Origin of the sequence: Microbacterium sp. NPDC087589 (assembly GCF_044743635.1) — a bacterium.
In the GTDB taxonomy this organism is placed as follows: domain Bacteria; phylum Actinomycetota; class Actinomycetes; order Actinomycetales; family Microbacteriaceae; genus Microbacterium.
On record NZ_JBIUWV010000010.1, the window covers coordinates 16,863 to 32,716 of the forward strand.

The window sequence follows — 15,854 nt, forward strand, 5'->3', positions numbered from 1 at the left end:
TTCCGAGGCGCCCGTCATCGAGCCCGCACGTTCTTCCTGAGTTGTGAACCGGAACCGCCCGACGCCGCCCTCGCGCTCCCAGGAACAGACTCCCCGAACTCGCGTAAAATCGGCACAATGACCGATGCTCCCTCCGACGCTGCACCCGACCTCGGACCCGGCATCGACCCCGAAGACCTCGCCACCACGCTGCGGGTGCTCTCGGAACTGCACCAGATCGACAATGAGCACCCCGACTTCGTGGCCGTCCGCCACGCGACCGCCGCGATGTTCAAGGCCGTCAAGCGCGTGCGTCGCAAAGAGATCCGCGATGCGATCGCCGACGCCGACAGGGCCGTCGTCGCCCGCACCGCCACCGGCGCCCCCGACCGCATCGACGACGAGACCCGCGGACACGACCTGGCGACCAGCGTCGTCGACGCACCGATCGCCGGCGAGCTGCTCAAGCCCCGCAACTGCTACATCTGCAAGCAGCCGTACACGCTGGTCGACGCGTTCTATCACCAGCTCTGCCCCGACTGCGCGCGCTTCAGCCATGGCAAGCGCAACGCCCGCACCGACCTCACAGGAAAGCGTGCGCTGCTCACCGGCGGTCGCGCCAAGATCGGCATGCACATCGCGCTGCGGCTGCTGCGCGACGGTGCGCACACGACGATCACGACGCGATTCCCTCGCGACGCGGTTCGCCGCTTCTCGGCGCTGCCAGACTCGGGCGATTGGCTGCACCGCCTGCGTGTGGTCGGAATCGACCTGCGCGACCCTGCCCAGGTCATCGGACTCGCCGACTCGGTCGCGGCCCAGGGGCCGCTCGACATCCTGATCAACAACGCCGCGCAGACCGTGCGCCGCTCTCCGGGTTCCTATTCACTGCTGGCGGATGCCGAGCTGCAGCCGCTTCCCGACGGCCCGCTGCCCGAGATGGAGACGTTCGGTCACACCGTCGACCCGCATCCGCAGGCGCTGCAGGCGTCGGTCGACTCGCACCCGCTGCTGTCGGTCGCGGCCCTCGGCGGCACCGTCGCCGAGCAGGGCGGCCAAGCGCTGACGGCCGAAGACCTCGCGCGTCTCGCGATGGCTCCCGGATCGTCGTCGCTCGAGAAGCACGCAGACGGCACTGCGATCGACGCGGGCGGTCTCGTGCCCGACGTGAACACGTCGAACAGTTGGGTGCAGTCGATCGATCAGGTCGATCCGCTCGAGATGCTCGAGGTGCAGCTCGCCAACACGACCGCACCCTTCCTGCTGATCAGTCGCCTGCGCGCGTCGATGGCCGCGTCGTCGTCGAACCGCAAATACGTGGTCAACGTCTCGGCCATGGAGGGGCAGTTCTCGCGTCGCTACAAAGGCCCAGGACACCCGCACACGAACATGGCGAAGGCAGCGCTCAACATGCTCACGCGCACCAGCGCCGGCGAGATGCTCGAGACCGACGGCATCCTGATGACCGCCGTCGACACCGGCTGGATCACCGACGAGCGCCCGCACTACACGAAGGTGCGTCTGGCCGAAGAGGGCTTCCATGCCCCGCTCGACCTCGTCGACGGAGCCGCTCGCGTCTACGATCCGATCGTGCGCGGCGAGGCCGGCGAAGACATCCACGGCGTCTTCCTGAAGGACTACGAGCCCAGTCCCTGGTGACCCCGGCGGGTCCGAGGGACATTCGGCGTCAGGCATCCGGCGTCCGGCGTCCGGCGTCCGGCATCCGGCATCCGGCATCCGGTCATCCGGCTGACGATTCCCCGGATGGCTGGCCGACCATGTCGTTCCGGCCAGCCGTGCGGGATTCGGCCAGCCATATGGGCGGGGGCCAGCCAGCCCCAGGAGACCACGGCTTGTCCACGGTGATCCGGCTGACGATTCCCCGGATGGCTGGCTGAGTGGGGCGCACCGATCAGCCAGACGGGATCCGGCCAGCCCGATAGGCGGGATCCGGTCAGCCAGACGAGTTCCGGCCAGCCGTGCGGGATTCGGCCAGCCATATGGGCGGGAGCCGTCCACAGCAGTGGCGTCAGCGCGCGCGGATCTCGAGGTTGGCAGAAGCCCAGGTGCCGAGCTGGTCGAGGATCGGCAGCAGTCCGCGACCGCTGTCGGTCAGCGAATACGAGACGGTGACCGGAGGGCCAGCATCGACCGCGCGGGCTACGAGTCCTGCCTCGGCGAGCTCGGCCAGGCGGTCGGAGAGCACTGTGTCGCTGATGCCCGAGACTGCGCGTCGCAGAGAGACGAAGGTCGAAGGGCCGCCCCCGAGTGACGAGACGATCATGCCGTTCCAGCGTTTGCCGAGCACGCTGAAGGCCAGTGTGACGGCGGCGTCGCACACGTGACGCTCTTCGTCGATCTCGGCCATGCGACCATCCTACCTGTGCTACGTTAACGCGAGTCGCTAAGAAAAACAGAGTGACTACGAAAAACGAAAGGCACTTCCCATGTCCCTGTTCCGCCTGGATGCCAGCATCCTTCCCGCGTCGTCCGCCAGTCGTTCGCTCGCCGACCTCGTCGAAGCGGAGTGGACCGCATCCCACCCCGACTCCACCGTGACCCGCCGTGATCTCGCCGCCGACCCCGTGCCCGCGACCGCGTGGGCGGATGCCGTGACCGGCGGCTTCGTCGACGAGGCCCAGCGCACCGAGGCCCAGCGTGCAGCCCGCGCGCTCGCCACCACCTTCGCCGACGAGCTGATCGGCGCGGACGCGCTGCTGTTCGCTGTGCCGCTCTACAACTACGGCGTCTCGCAGCACTTCAAGACGTGGTTCGACCTCGCCTACACCGACCCGCGCATCGACCCGCAGGGCACCGCGCTTCGCGGCAAGCCGGCGACCCTCGTGACCGTGCTCGGCGGCAACTACGCGCCGGGAACCCCGAAGGAGGGCTGGGACCACTCCACCGGATGGCTCCGCCGCGTGCTCGAGGACGTCTGGGGTCTCGACCTGCGCATCGTCGAGCGGCCCTTCACTCTCGTGGGCGTGAACCCCGCGCTCGACGCCTTCGCCGACACCGCCCGTGAGCTCAAGGAGAACGCCGAGCAGTCGGCGCGCACTTACGGCCGCGAGCTCGCCGCACTCCGGGGCGAGGTCGCCTGACCTCCTGGCACGATCGAACCTCGAACCGAGGTCTTGCCCCTGCCGTCTGCAGGACGAAAGCACGGCTGCGGGATCGGAACACGGTTTCTGGTCCTGCATCCGTGCGTCGGTCCTGCATTCGGTACGGGTTGGCAGACGTGATGTGACGTGACGTGACGTGACGTGATGTGACGAGACGTCGGGTGTGGGGTGGGTGGGGTGTGGTGGCAGGGGCCCTGCCGTCTGCAGGACGAAGGCACGGATGCGGGATCGGAACACGGTTTCTGGTCCTGCATCCGTGCGTCGGTCCTGCATTCGGTACGGGGTTGGCGGGGATGTCCCGTCAGGCGAGCGGACCGGGGAACGGATGCGGCAGCCACACCGTCACGTTCATCCCGCCACCCTCGCGAGCCGTGAGCACGAGCGACCCGTCGTGCGCCTGCGCGATGCGCTGCACGATCGCGAGGCCGAGACCGACGCCCGCGTGATCGTCATCGCGCCCGGGTCCGGCGTCGCGCGCGGGCTTGTCATCGCGCCCACTCCCCACACCACGCACACTTCCCACGCCACGCGCACGCTCGGTGCCCCGCTGGAACGGCTCGGCGAGCGTCGCCACGAGATGTGCCGGCAGCACGGCGCCGGTGTTCTCGACCACGAGCGCCACGGCGTGCGGCAGCGCGTGCGTCCGCACGACGACCGTCCCGTCGACGGGGCGGTTGTGCACGATGGCGTTGTGCACGAGATTGGTGATGAGTTGCTGCAGCAGCGCCGGCGAGCCGAGCACGTTCGCGGTGTCGCCGCCGACGTCGATCGCCACGCCGCGACGCTCGGCGAGCGGAAGCAGCGTCTCGGCCGATTCCTCGGCCAGCAGTGAGAGGTCGACCGGCTCGCGAGTGAACGTGCGGCGCTCTGCGCGGCTGAGCATCAGCAGCGCCTCGGTCAACTCGATCGCTCGCGCGTTGACCTCGTGCAGCCGCTCGATCAGCGCGTCGACGTCGCGGTCGGGATCGTTGCGAGCGACTTCGAGCATGGTCTGTGAGACCGCCAGGGGTGTGCGCAGTTCATGCGAGGCGTTGGCGGCGAATCGCTGCTGCTCGGCGAGGTGCGCTTCGAGCTGTTCGAGCATCGAGTCGAAGACATCGGCCAGATCGCGGAACTCGTCGCGCGGGCCCTCGAGCGCGACGCGGTGCGACAGCGACCCTCGGGCGGCGAGCTGGGCCGCGCGCCCGATACGCTCGAGGGGCGCCAGCATGCGCCCTGCGATGATCCAGCCGCCGCCCAGCCCCAGAGCGAGCAGCACCAGCATCATCACGATCGCGACCGGGACGAATGCGCGGATGAGGTCGGAGCGGTTGGGCACGAAGAAGTCGCTGGCGATGTTCACATCGGGCACGTAGCGCAGCAGGTACAGCGCAACGGCAGCGAGCAGCCCGATTCCCGACACCACGACGACGCCCGCATAGCTCAGCGTGAGCTTCCAGCGGGCGCTCATGCCGCGGCGCCGCTTCGGGCGGGTCGGGTCAGCCATCGGCATCCGTCCCGATGCGGTAGCCGACGCCCGGCACCGTGAGGATCAGCCACGGCTCGCCCAGTCTCTTGCGCAGCGACGAGACCGTGATGCGCACGGCATTCGTGAACGGATCGGCGTTCTCGTCCCACGCCCTCTCGAGCAGCTGCTCGGCGCTGACGACTCCACCGGCCGCGTCGATGAGCACCTCGAGAACCGCGAACTGCTTGCGGGTGAGGGCGACGTAGCGGCCGTCGCGGAACACCTCACGGCGGAACGGATCGAGACGCAAACCAGCCACCTCGAGCACAGGTGGTCGAGATCGCTGGCGTCGGCGATCGAGGGCGCGCAGTCGCAGCACGAGCTCGCGCAGTTCGAACGGCTTGGTGAGGTAGTCGTCGGCGCCGATCTCGAAGCCGGTCGCCTTGTCGTCGAGACGATCGGCGGCCGTGAGCATGAGGATCGGGATTCCGCTGCCGGACGCGACGATCGAGCGGGCGACGTCGTCTCCCGACGGGCCCGGGATGTCTCGGTCGAGCACGGCGAGATCGTAGGAGTTGATGCTGAGCAGTTCGAGTGCGGTGTCTCCGTCGCCGGCGATGTCTGCGGCGATCGCCTCGAGCCGCAGTCCGTCGCGCACGGCCTCTGCGAGGTAGGGCTCGTCTTCGACGATCAGCACCCTCACGACACAGCTCCCATGTGCTCAGAGCTTACGCACCCCGACATATCGGGAGCATATGCAAAAGCGCATACGCCCTCGCAACAGGCCCCCTTCTTGACTGATGACATGAACACACGCACTGCCCTCAGACAGCGGCGCCTCACCGCGATCATCGGTGTCGCTCTGCTCGCCGCAGCCGTCACGGGCTCGGCCGTGCTGATCGGCCAGCAGTCGCTGGCGTCGGCATCCGTCCCTCCGACCGTCTCGCCTGCATCTCTCACCGAGGCCGACGGAATCATCCGCAATGAGGGCGCCGTGTCGGTGTTCGACGAAACCCCCGCCGTGACCAACCTCGACTCCGATCTGCTCGCTGCCGTGCGTGCCGCCGCTACTGCCGCCGAACGCGACGGCGTGCGCATGCATGTGAACAGCGGATGGCGGTCGGCCGAGTACCAGCAGGTGCTGCGGCAGGATGCTGTCGCAGAATACGGCTCCGAAGAGGAGGCAGCGCGCTGGGTCGCCACTCCCGAGAACTCGGAGCACGTGTCGGGGGATGCGATCGACCTCGGTCCGCTCACCGCGCAGGACTGGCTGGCGCAGCACGGCGACGAGTTCGGCCTCTGTCAGATCTACGCGAACGAGCGGTGGCACTTCGAGCTGCGCCCGGCCGCCGTCGCGAACGGCTGCCCACTGATGTACGACGACCCGACCGCCGACCCGAGGACCCAGCGATGACCATCGCACCCGTCACTCCGCGCCCCACACGAGCGACCACGAGCATGACGCTCTCGCGTATGCACGCGCCCACGCTGCACACGATTCCCACGGCTGTCGCAGCGAACGTCGAGCGGATGCGATCGGTCACCGCCGCGCGCATCATGGCCGTCGTGAAGGCAGAAGGATACGGTCTCGGTGCCGTCACGGTGGCGCGCGCGGCGATCGACGCGGGCGCGCAGTGGCTGGGCGTGACAGACGTGGATGATGCCGCCGAGCTGCGCGCCGCGGGTATCGACGTGCCGATTCTCGCGTGGCTGAACCCATCGGGGATCGACGTCGCGCGCGCAGTCATCGAACGCGTCGACATCGCCCTCGGCTCGGTGGAAGAGCTGAGACAGCTCCTCGCTGATGCGGTGGCGCTCACCGCAGGTCGGGTGCGCGTGCACCTGCACATGGACACGGGGATGTCGCGCGGTGGGGTGCCGCTGCAGGACTGGGCCGAGCTGCTACGGGTCGCCCGATCGGGCCGAGACCGCATCGAGGTGGTCGGGGTCATGGGTCATCTGCCCTGCGCCGACGCCGCTGATCCTGCGGCCAACGCTCCTGCCGTGCTGCGGATGCGACAGGCACGGGATGCCGTGCTGCGCGCCGGATTCGGACCCTTCATCGTGCACCTTGCGGCGACCTCGGGCGCGCTGACCGACCCGGCGACGCACTTCGACATGGTGAGGATTGGCGCTGGGCTCGTGGGCATCGATCCGTCCGAGACGGTGGCGCTGAACGGGGCCGCACGGCTGACAGCATCCGTCGTGCACAGCAGCCTCGCACCGGCGGGAACTCCCGTGGGGTACGGCGGCGCGTATGTGACCGAGCGCACGACTCGCCTGAGCGTGATCGGCGTCGGGTATGCCGATGGCATCCCACGGGAACTCGCCGACGGAGCCGCCGTCGCGATCGACGGTATCCGGTGCCCGATCGTGGGGCGGGTCTCGATGGACCAGATCGTCGTCGACACGGGTGATGCGACCGTGCCACGGGGCACGACCGCCGTGGTGTTCGGACCCGAGGGGGGCGCGGTGCCGAGCGTGCAGGAGTGGGCGAGGTGGGCGGGCACCATTCCTCACACGATCGTGACGGGCATCGGATCTCGAGTCGAGAGGGCGATCGCGTGAGGGTGCTGGTCATCGGAGGAGGGCAGAACGCCGAACACGAGGTCTCGCTGGCATCGGCAGCGGCGGTCGCAGAGGCTCTGCGTGCCGGCGGACACGACGTGAGCGAGGTCACGATCTCTCGGGAGGGAGTCTGGGGGGTGGCGGGCGTCTCGGAGGGTGCCACCGCCGCCGAATCCCTGGCGCTCGCGATGCCGCTGGTGGCCGCCGCGGATGTCGTATTCCCCGCGGTGCATGGAGCGTTGGGTGAAGACGGGGTTCTCGCGGCGCTGTGCGCTCTCGCGGGGGTCCGAGTGGTCGGATCGGGTCCGCGGGCCGGGGCGATCGGGATGGACAAGTGGGCGACGAAGCTGGTCGCTGAGGCGGCGGGACTGCGCATTGCCAGGGCACGTCTGATCGATGCGGCCGACTGCGGAGACTCCGAGTTCGAGGGGCCCGTGGTCGTGAAGCCCGTGTCGGCGGGGTCGAGCTATGGCGTCTTGCTCGTGCGTTCGGAGCGGGAACTCGCGCCCGCGCTGCGCGAAGCGGCGCGGTTCGATCGACGCATCCTGGTCGAGGAGGTTGTGCACGGCAGGGAGATCGACGTCGCCGTGATCAAACAAGACGGAGGAGTGCGCTGGGCCGCACCGCCGCTGGAGATCCACGCGGCAGGGCTGTTCGACACCGCGATGAAGTACGACGGCAGCGCGCAGTTCACGGTGCCGGCGCAGCTCTCGGCTGCCGAGACGACGTCGCTCACGCGTGCGGCGCTGACCATGTTCGACGCCCTGGGATGCGCCGGCGTCGCGCGCATGGACTTCTTCCTCACCGCCGAGGGGCCGGTGCTGAATGAGGTCAACACGATGCCGGGGCTGACCGCGGCATCCCAGGTGCCGCGGATGTTCGCGGCAGCCGACGTGTCGTACGTCGAGCTGGTGTCGCGCCTCGTGCGCGCCGCCGAGGTGCCGGGGCGGTGAGCGCGCGCGTCGGCTGGCCCGATGTCGCGAAGGGCGTCTGCATCATCCTGGTGGTGCTCTGGCATGTGGTGACCAAGCACGCGGTCGAGGTCCACGGCGCGGGTGCGATCACAGAGGCCTGGGCGACGCTCAACGCACAGCTGCTGCCGCTGCGGATGCCGCTGTTCTTCCTGATCTCGGGGATGTTCGCCGGCAGCGTCGTGAACGCTCCCGCGGGGACCCCATGGCGGCGTCGGGCCGGGCGGCTCGCTGCGGTCTACGTCATCTGGGTCGTGATCCAGACGTTCGTGCTCGCCCTCACTCCGGACTTCGACACCGCCAGAGCCGAGAACGGATGGCAGCTGCTCGCGCAGGTCACGATCAGCCCGACGAACCTCTGGTATCTGCTCGCCCTCGCGGTGTACCTGCTCGTCGCGCGCCTGGTGCGTCACGTGCCGACCGACCTAGTGCTGCCGGTCGCGTTCGTGCTCGCTGCGGTCGCAGCCGCGGGGGTCATCCCCGACCTCGGCAACCTGTGGCAGCTCGTGCAGAACCTGTTCTTCTTCCTCGCGGGGCTGCGTATGCGGTCGGTCATCGAGAGGTTCGCCGCCGGATCCAGTCGCTTGCGCACGCTCATGCTCGGAACAGCATATGTCGCCGCTGCCGGTGCGGTCGGGGTTCTCGGCATGCGTCAGTGGCCGGGCGTCTGGCCGCTGCTCGCGATCGTCGCGGTGGCGTTCGGGGTCGTGGCGTGCGCGATGATCGATCGGCGCCTGGATGTCGTCGCTCGTCCGCTGCGGTGGGTGGGGCAGCGCACGCTGCCCATCTATGTCATCCACATGATCCCGCTCGCGATGATCGACGGCGCACTGCGCGGGGCGGGCTGGGTCGCGACCCCGGTGGTTGAGGTCGTCTGGCCGATCGTGCTCACCGCGGTGGTGATCACGATCTGTCTCGCGGTGCACGCGGTGCTCGTGCGCGTGGGGCTCGGGGTGCTGTTCGACCCGCTGCAGCCGATCGACCGGATGGCTGAAGGCCGGATGGCTGGCTGAAGCCCGGATGGCTGACTGAACAGGCGTGGGCGGTCAGCCATCCGCGCGAAGGCCGGCCATCCGGCCGGCTCAGAGCCGATCGACGCCCGTCACCGTGAGCACAGCGGCCCCCTCAGCGTCGGAGGCGCCGAGGTCGACAGTGGCAGAGATGCCCCAGTCGTGGTCACCCGCCGGGTCGTCGAGGATCTGACGGACGGACCACTCGGTCGCGCCTTCGGTGATGAGCAGCAGCTGTGCACTGCGGGCGTTCGCCCCGGTCAGGATCTCGTCGTGGTCGGCGAAGTAGCCGTCGAGTGCGTCCGACCAGGCATCCGCACCGAAGGACGGGTCGAGCTCTGCGAGCGCCGAGACGTCTTCGCGGGCGGCGAGCTGTACGCGGCGGAAGAGCTCGTTGCGCACGAGGGTGCGGAAGGCACGGGTGTTCGACGTCAGGCGCTTCGGGGCCGGCGGCACGATGGGCTCGTCGTCCGGTCCGTGCAGCACACCGTTGACGAGCTCCTCCCACTCGTCGAGCAGGCTCGAGTCGACCTGGCGCACGAGTTCGCCGAGCCACTCGATGAGGTCGCGGAGATCCTCGTCCTTCGCCTCTTCGGGAATCGTCTGCGACGCCGCCCGATACGCGTCCGACAGGTATCGCAGCACGACGCCCTCGGAGCGGGCGATCTTGTAGTACGCGACATATTCCCCGAACGACATGGCCCGCTCGTACATGTCGCGCACGACGGACTTCGGATGCAGTTCGAAGTCGCGGATCCACGGCTGCGCGGCGCTGAAGGTCTCGAACGCGGCCGTGAGCAGTTCATCGAGGGGCTTCGGGTAGGTGATCTCCTCGAGCAGCTCCATGCGCTCGTCGTATTCGATGCCCTCGCGCTTCATCGCGGCGACGGCCTCTCCTCGCGCGAGGAACTCCTGCTGTCCGAGGATCGCCCGCGGATCGTCGAGCGTCGACTCGACGATCGAGATCATGTCGAGAGCGTACGACCCGGTGCCGACTCCCCTCGTCGCCTCTTCGGTCCCTGAGCCTGTCGAAGGGATGTGGGTCCCTGAGCCTGTCGAAGGGTCGAGCAGCTCGAATGCCGCGAGGGCGAAAGGCGACAGCGGCTGGTTCAGCGCGAAGTTCGGCTGCAGGTCGACCGTCAGGCGGATCTCACCGTCATCCGTCTGCTCGACGACGCCGGATTCGAGCAGCGTGCGGTAGATGCCGATCGCACGGAGGGCGAGCTCGCGCTGTCTCTTCCGTGGCTCATGGTTGTCGTAGACCAGGGCACGCATATTGCCGAACACGTCGCCACCGCGGCCGATCACGTTGAGCATCATGGCGCTCGTGATCTGCATATGCGAGGTGAGTGTCTCGGGCTCGGCGTCGATCAGCTTGCGGAAAGACGGCTCTCCCCACGACACGAAACCGTCTGGGGCCTTCTTGCGGATGATCTTCCGCTTCTTCTTCGGGTCGTCGCCGGCCTTCTTGATCGCGGCGATGTTGTCGCTCTCATGCTCCGGCGCCTGCGCGACCACGGTGCCGGCGGTGTCGAAGCCCGCGCGGCCCGCTCGCCCGGCGATCTGGTGGAACTCGCGGGCGCTGAGTTGCCGCATCCGGGTGCCGTCGAACTTGGTCAGCGCCGTGAGCAGCACCGTGCGGATGGGCACGTTGATGCCGACGCCGAGGGTGTCGGTGCCGCAGATCACGCGCAGCAGTCCTCGTTGAGCCAGCTGTTCGACGAGGCGTCGGTACTTCGGCAGCATCCCCGCGTGGTGAACGCCGATGCCTGCGCGCAGGAAGCGCGAGAGAGTCTTGCCGAAGGCGGTGGTGAACCGGAATCCGCCGATCAGCGCCGCGATCTCGTCGCGCTGCTCCCGTGTGGCGACCTTGGTGCTCGACAGAGCCTGCGCCCGCTCCATCGCGGCGGCCTGCGAGAAGTGCACGACGTAGACGGGAGCCTGACCGGTGCCCAGCAGGTCGTCGATCGTCTCGTGGATCGGCGTCGTCTCGTAGAAGTAGTGCAGCGGCACCGGGCGCTCGACGCCCGTGACGGATGCCGTGTCGCGGCCGGTCCTGCGGGTGAGGTCGCTCGACAGCTGCGAGACATCGCCGAGCGTGGCCGACATGAGGATGAACTGCGCCTGCGGCAGCTCGAGCAGCGGCACCTGCCACGCCCACCCGCGGTCGGGATCGGCGTAGAAGTGGAATTCGTCCATGACGACCTGGTGCACCGCGGCATCCGTGCCCTGGCGAAGAGCGAGGTTCGCGAGGATCTCCGCGGTGCAGCAGATGATCGGCGCATCGGGGTTGACCGAGGAGTCGCCGGTGATCATGCCGACGTTCGAGGCGCCGAACACGTCGACGAGGCTGAAGAACTTCTCGCTGACCAGCGCCTTGATCGGTGCCGTGTAGAACGAGCGACGACCCTCGACGAGCGCGGCGAAGTGCGCGCCCACCGCGACGAGGGACTTGCCGGTGCCGGTGGGCGTCGACAGGATCAGGTTGTTACCCGAGACGATCTCGATGACCGCCTCGTCCTGCGCGGGGTACAGGCTGATGCCGGTCGACTCCGCCCACTCGACGAACGCCGTGTAGACGGCATCCGCATCGGATCCGTCTGTCAGCGTGGTGTGGTCGAGGATCGCAGGCATGGTCCCTTGATCATCCCATCTCGAGTCGCCCGCTGGCCGCGTTCGGTACTCAGCATGGAACCGTCGGATGCCACCGTGATCGGGCGAACCCGAGCGATCAGCCGACGTTCATGCTGAGTTCTGAACGCCTCAGACCGAGGTCGCGGCGTGCAGCGCGATGCGGATCATGTCGCCGAACGTCTGCTCGCGCTCCTGAGCCGTGGTCTGCTCACCCGTGACGATGTGATCCGACACGGTGCAGATGGCGAGGGCACGGCGCCCGTGGAACGCGGCGAGCGTATAGAGGCCCGCGGCCTCCATCTCGACCCCGAGTGCGCCGTGTTGCACGAACGGCTCGGTCAGCTCGGGGCGTGTGCTGTAGAACTGGTCGCTGGAGAACACCAGACCGACGTGCACGGTCGAGTCCAGCGACTCTGCCTCGCTCGCCTCGACTGCGGCTCGTAGCAGGCCGAAGTCCGCGACGGGTGCGTAGTCGAGCCCGTGAAAGCGCACCCGGTTGATGCCCGAATCCGTGCAGGCACCGTTCGCGATGACGATGTCGCGCACCTTCAGCTTTTCGGTCAGCGCACCGCACGAGCCGACCCGCACGATCGTCTGCACGTCGTACTCCTCGAACAGCTCGCTCGCATAGATCGCCATCGACGGCTGGCCCATGCCCGACCCCTGCACCGACACGCGGTGGCCCTGCCACGTGCCGGTGTAGCCCAGCATCCCGCGGGTCTCGGAGTATAGCTCGGCGTCGTCGAGGAACGTCTCGGCGATCCACTTCGCGCGCAGCGGGTCACCGGGGAACAGGACGATGGGGGCGATCTGACCGGGCTGTGCGGCGATGTGCGTGCTCATGGGATCAGCGTACGAGGGCAACCGATGAGGATGCTCAGCCCTCGCGTCGCCTGACGATCTCGCCGATCCAGGCGGGCGCGAACGGCGAGGTGCAGCCGGGGGCGGTGGGGTAGTCGGCCAGCACCTGCAGGCGTTCGCCGATCTCCAGCGCTCTGGCGCGCAGCGCCGGGTGAAAGATGCCGATGTTCGCGAGCGTCTCGTTCATCGCCCACTGCAGGCGCTTCGGCGCACCCACCAGGTCGCGCTCGATCACGTCGAGCAAGTGGTCGAGGTCGAGGCCGTCGGCATTCTTCGCCACGCGCACGGTCGTGAGCGACCACGCCGCCGCGGCGACTGTGGGGTCTGAGTCGTCGAACCAGCGCAGCCTCAGCTCTTCAGCGAGCGGAGTCTTCTTGGCGACGTAGTTGACGAACCAATCGTTGACCTTGGGAGCCTCTGTCTGGCGCAGCATCGCGTCGAGTTCATCGGCGGAGAAGTCACGAGGCTTGCAGATGAGCAGGGCGAGCAGGCGCGCGGATGTCTCGCCGGTCGCCCACAGCTCCTTCGCAAGGGGCTGGTCGGTCTTGATGCGCTTGGCCACAGTGCGCAGCCGGCTGAGATTCATGCCATGGTCGTCGCCGCGCTTCTCGTTGGCGGCCCGCATCTTCGGGTCCTCGAGCGCGGCCAGTTCGGCGAGGGCTTCGGGCACGGTGAGGTCAGACATGAGACCAGGGTAGGCCTCGGGCGCTTGTCAAGGCCCGGGCTTCCGCGAGCATCGGGCTCTAATCTCGCGTGCACGCAGACCGAACGCCGACGAGAGGAACGCGCATGACCCGCGACAGCGATGACATCAGCACCGACCGCAACGACATCAGCACCGAGCCGTCGCCCGGTGCCGAGGAGAACGACAACCTCGGCAGCGAGGACAACAAGGGCGAGCCGACGACGGCCGTCCCCTCCGGCCCGGCCTCTGACGACGACGGCGACGTGCTCGCCGACGACCCCGAACAGGACTGAACGCCTGGTTGCCGGTTCACAACTCAGGATCGATCGCGCGATTCGCGCCGTGATCGCCCCGAAAGGTCCCGGCTGCCGACGGATGTCCTGAGTTGTGAACGCGAACCGGCGCTCACTCCTCGTCGACGAGCTCGCCGCGGATGCGCCGGAGGTCTTCCATCAGCGAGCCGATCAGGATCCAGTGCGTCGACGACGGCGGCCGGATGACGAGCGGCGCAGTGAGTGCGGGAATCGCCGAGGTGAGTGTTTCGGGCTCGGGCGAGACATCGGCGATCTGCACCGCGAGTCGCACGTCGTGGCCCGCACGCCGCAGCTGCTCCGCGATCGCCGCGACCGCCGGTTCCTCGCCGATCGAATCGTCGTAGTGGTCGAAGTACGCGCGGGTCATGCCGATGGTCTGCGTCACGATCGGCGACAGCCGCTCGAGGAGCTCCCGCATCTCGCGGAGCTCCTCGCGGTGCGTCGAGCGCCGAGGGTTGAGGGTGAGCGACTCTTCGCCCGCCGCGATGGACGCCTCTGCAGCCTCTTTCATCGGGCGCAGCAGCCGTACCTCGAGCATGAGTTCCTGCAATCGGGCCGGGGTCTGCGGTTCGGGCAGCGCCTCGGCGAGCCGATCGAGGCTCGCGGCGAGTTCGGCGCCGAGCAGTCCGAGATCGCGGCGGGCGGGGGCGACCAGCACCGGCGGCACGATGAGCGCGTTGACGACGATGCCGATCGCGACGCCGATCAGGGTCTCGAAGATGCGCGCGATCGCGTAGTCGGGCGTCGAACCGAGCGCCAGCACGAGCATCGCCGAGATCGCGACCTGGTTGCCGGTGCCGGGGGTCGCCTTGAACACCCACGCGACGAGCATCGCAACGACGATCGCGAGCAGCACGATCCAGCTCGGCGAACCCAGCAGCAGGCCGAGTGCCACGGCGATGAGCACGCCGACGATCACGCCGATGCTGCGTTCGAGCGCCTTCGACAGCGACTGGTTGACGCTCGGCTGCACGACGAGCAACGCGGCGATCGCTGCGAAGACGGGCAGCTGTCCCGGCACGACCCATCCCGCGAGCAGCCACGCCGCGATCGTCGCCGCGGCGGACTTCACCACCTGCAGCAGGGGCGAGCGCTTCGAGGCGCGGATCGCGGCATGGATGCGCATGCACTCAACGCTACTCGTGCGCATGCTCGGTCGTGGCGCCGTCGATGTCAACCCCGTCGCGCATCCCAGGCGCATGCAGCTGAATGGGGTCACACGAAGGACGAACAGTGAGGAGCATCACATGGCGCAGATCATCGAGACCATCGACGTACACGTTCCGGTCGACATCGCTTACAACCAGTGGACGCAGTTCGAGAGCTTCCCGCACTTCCTCGATGAGGTCGAGTCGATCGTCCAGATCGACGACACCCACAACCGCTGGACCGTGAAGGTCGGCGGTGCGACGCGTGAGTTCGACGCCGAGATCACCGAGCAGCACCCCGACGAGCGCGTCGCCTGGAAGAGCGTCGGCGGCGACACCGCACACGCGGGCGTGGTGACCTTCCACAAGCTCGAGGAGCTCACGACTCGTGTGACGGTGCAGATCGACTGGGAGCCCGAGGGCCTTCTCGAGACGGTCGGCTCGCTCGTGGGCGCCGGCTCGCACGCCGTGAAGAAGGACCTCAAGAACTTCAAGGAGTTCATCGAGAAGCGCGGCGCCGAGACCGGTGCCTGGCGCGGCGACGTCGACGCCTGATCGACCCCTGATCCGAGGTCCGGGCGGTGGTGCCCCCATCACCGCCCGGGCCTCTTTCGTTGTCTGCTCGCTGCCGGCCTGCAGTCGTCTAGGGCGCTCGCGACTCAGAAGATAGGGCATCCTCCCGATGTCGCCGGGGCACCTCAGAGCGGAGTGTAGGGACATCCCAACCGAGGAGATGTCATGTACGAGCACCCCTACTTCACCGAGAAGGTCGCCGAATTCGAGAACGAGCGTCTGGAGCGGGCGGCCGAACGCCGTCGCTTCCTCGCCGAGCACGCCGATCAGATCGTCCCGCGGGCTCCGGGCGCGGTCAGACGTCTGGGACGCCGGATGCTGCGCGCCATCGCCCGTCCGCGGTCGAATGCGCCGGATGCTGTCGCGGATGCCGCGCACGATTCGGTCGCGATCGCTCCGCGAGTGGCGCGGGTCGCCGCGCCCGCCGCGATCCCCGCGATCACGACCGGCGCACCAGTCGACCGGTGCGCCGCCATCGGCTGCGACCCCGTGCCGGCTCGGTGAGTTCGACACCCTTGCCGCAGGCCGCGGCACCCCGCCCG

General features: G+C 68.4%; 16 protein-coding genes. 9 read left to right on the forward strand and 7 right to left on the reverse strand.

Annotated features, from left to right (window positions below; all coding sequences use genetic code 11):
* Nucleotides 1-117: 117 nt before the first annotated feature.
* On the forward strand, nucleotides 118-1,638 hold the full coding sequence (locus ACIOU8_RS17900; RefSeq protein WP_079112081.1) for an SDR family NAD(P)-dependent oxidoreductase: 1,521 nt from the start codon (nucleotides 118-120) through the stop codon (nucleotides 1,636-1,638).
* 370 nt (nucleotides 1,639-2,008) lie between these two features.
* Here ACIOU8_RS17900 and ACIOU8_RS17905 read toward each other — a convergent pair whose 3' ends face one another.
* Entirely contained in the window at nucleotides 2,009-2,347 is a 339-nt protein-coding gene (locus ACIOU8_RS17905; RefSeq protein WP_363572730.1) for a helix-turn-helix domain-containing protein, read from the reverse strand.
* Between the two features lie 79 nt (nucleotides 2,348-2,426).
* Here ACIOU8_RS17905 and ACIOU8_RS17910 point away from each other — a divergent pair, with 79 nt between their 5' ends.
* A complete protein-coding gene (locus tag ACIOU8_RS17910; protein WP_400792493.1) occupies nucleotides 2,427-3,080 on the forward strand; it encodes an FMN-dependent NADH-azoreductase in 654 nt (217 codons plus the stop codon).
* A 322-nt stretch (nucleotides 3,081-3,402) separates the two neighbouring features.
* Here the strand turns inward: ACIOU8_RS17910 and ACIOU8_RS17915 are convergent, their stop codons facing one another.
* Complete coding sequence (locus ACIOU8_RS17915) at nucleotides 3,403-4,551, reverse strand: sensor histidine kinase (protein WP_400792601.1); 1,149 nt, start codon at nucleotides 4,549-4,551, stop codon at nucleotides 3,403-3,405.
* A gap of 28 nt (nucleotides 4,552-4,579) precedes the next feature.
* Nucleotides 4,580-5,251, reverse strand: coding sequence for a response regulator transcription factor (locus ACIOU8_RS17920; RefSeq protein WP_400792496.1), 672 nt, complete (start codon nucleotides 5,249-5,251; stop codon nucleotides 4,580-4,582).
* A gap of 102 nt (nucleotides 5,252-5,353) precedes the next feature.
* Here ACIOU8_RS17920 and ACIOU8_RS17925 point away from each other — a divergent pair, with 102 nt between their 5' ends.
* The 4 genes from ACIOU8_RS17925 to ACIOU8_RS17940 are packed head-to-tail and all read left to right on the forward strand — an operon-like array spanning nucleotide 5,354 to nucleotide 9,100.
* Nucleotides 5,354-5,962: a M15 family metallopeptidase gene (locus ACIOU8_RS17925; RefSeq protein WP_400792499.1), complete on the forward strand. Its 609-nt coding sequence runs from the start codon at nucleotides 5,354-5,356 to the stop codon at nucleotides 5,960-5,962.
* Entirely contained in the window at nucleotides 5,959-7,116 is a 1,158-nt protein-coding gene (alr, locus tag ACIOU8_RS17930) for an alanine racemase (RefSeq protein ID WP_400792502.1), read from the forward strand. The genes ACIOU8_RS17925 and alr overlap by 4 nt, the downstream gene beginning before the upstream one ends.
* Nucleotides 7,113-8,069 (forward strand): D-alanine--D-alanine ligase, encoded by a 957-nt coding sequence (locus ACIOU8_RS17935; protein ID WP_400792505.1) that lies wholly within the window; start codon nucleotides 7,113-7,115, stop codon nucleotides 8,067-8,069. Before alr ends, ACIOU8_RS17935 begins: the two co-directional genes overlap by 4 nt.
* Nucleotides 8,066-9,100 carry an acyltransferase family protein gene (locus ACIOU8_RS17940; protein ID WP_400792508.1) on the forward strand — a complete coding sequence of 345 codons (1,035 nt, stop codon included), beginning with the start codon at nucleotides 8,066-8,068 and terminating at the stop codon, nucleotides 9,098-9,100. The genes ACIOU8_RS17935 and ACIOU8_RS17940 overlap by 4 nt, the downstream gene beginning before the upstream one ends.
* Nucleotides 9,101-9,169: 69 nt before the next feature.
* Here ACIOU8_RS17940 and ACIOU8_RS17945 read toward each other — a convergent pair whose 3' ends face one another.
* The 3 genes from ACIOU8_RS17945 to ACIOU8_RS17955 all read right to left on the reverse strand — a co-directional run bounded on the left by ACIOU8_RS17945 (nucleotide 9,170) and on the right by ACIOU8_RS17955 (nucleotide 13,277).
* Nucleotides 9,170-11,731 carry a DEAD/DEAH box helicase gene (locus tag ACIOU8_RS17945; protein WP_400792511.1) on the reverse strand — a complete coding sequence of 854 codons (2,562 nt, stop codon included), beginning with the start codon at nucleotides 11,729-11,731 and terminating at the stop codon, nucleotides 9,170-9,172.
* 129 nt (nucleotides 11,732-11,860) lie between these two features.
* Entirely contained in the window at nucleotides 11,861-12,574 is a 714-nt protein-coding gene (gene deoD, locus ACIOU8_RS17950) for a purine-nucleoside phosphorylase (RefSeq protein ID WP_400792514.1), read from the reverse strand.
* Between the two features lie 34 nt (nucleotides 12,575-12,608).
* Complete coding sequence (locus ACIOU8_RS17955; RefSeq protein WP_400792517.1) at nucleotides 12,609-13,277, reverse strand: DNA alkylation repair protein; 669 nt, start codon at nucleotides 13,275-13,277, stop codon at nucleotides 12,609-12,611.
* 104 nt (nucleotides 13,278-13,381) lie between these two features.
* Between ACIOU8_RS17955 and ACIOU8_RS17960 the strand changes: the two genes are divergently transcribed.
* A complete protein-coding gene (locus ACIOU8_RS17960) occupies nucleotides 13,382-13,570 on the forward strand; it encodes a hypothetical protein (RefSeq protein WP_400792520.1) in 189 nt (62 codons plus the stop codon).
* 112 nt (nucleotides 13,571-13,682) lie between these two features.
* Here ACIOU8_RS17960 and ACIOU8_RS17965 read toward each other — a convergent pair whose 3' ends face one another.
* Nucleotides 13,683-14,717 (reverse strand): aromatic acid exporter family protein, encoded by a 1,035-nt coding sequence (locus tag ACIOU8_RS17965; protein WP_400792523.1) that lies wholly within the window; start codon nucleotides 14,715-14,717, stop codon nucleotides 13,683-13,685.
* 121 nt (nucleotides 14,718-14,838) lie between these two features.
* Between ACIOU8_RS17965 and ACIOU8_RS17970 the strand changes: the two genes are divergently transcribed.
* Nucleotides 14,839-15,294: an SRPBCC family protein gene (locus tag ACIOU8_RS17970; protein ID WP_400792525.1), complete on the forward strand. Its 456-nt coding sequence runs from the start codon at nucleotides 14,839-14,841 to the stop codon at nucleotides 15,292-15,294.
* Between the two features lie 183 nt (nucleotides 15,295-15,477).
* Nucleotides 15,478-15,816, forward strand: a complete 339-nt coding sequence (locus ACIOU8_RS17975) for a hypothetical protein (RefSeq protein ID WP_400792528.1) — start codon at nucleotides 15,478-15,480, stop codon at nucleotides 15,814-15,816.
* The last annotated feature ends 38 nt before the right edge of the window (nucleotides 15,817-15,854 follow it).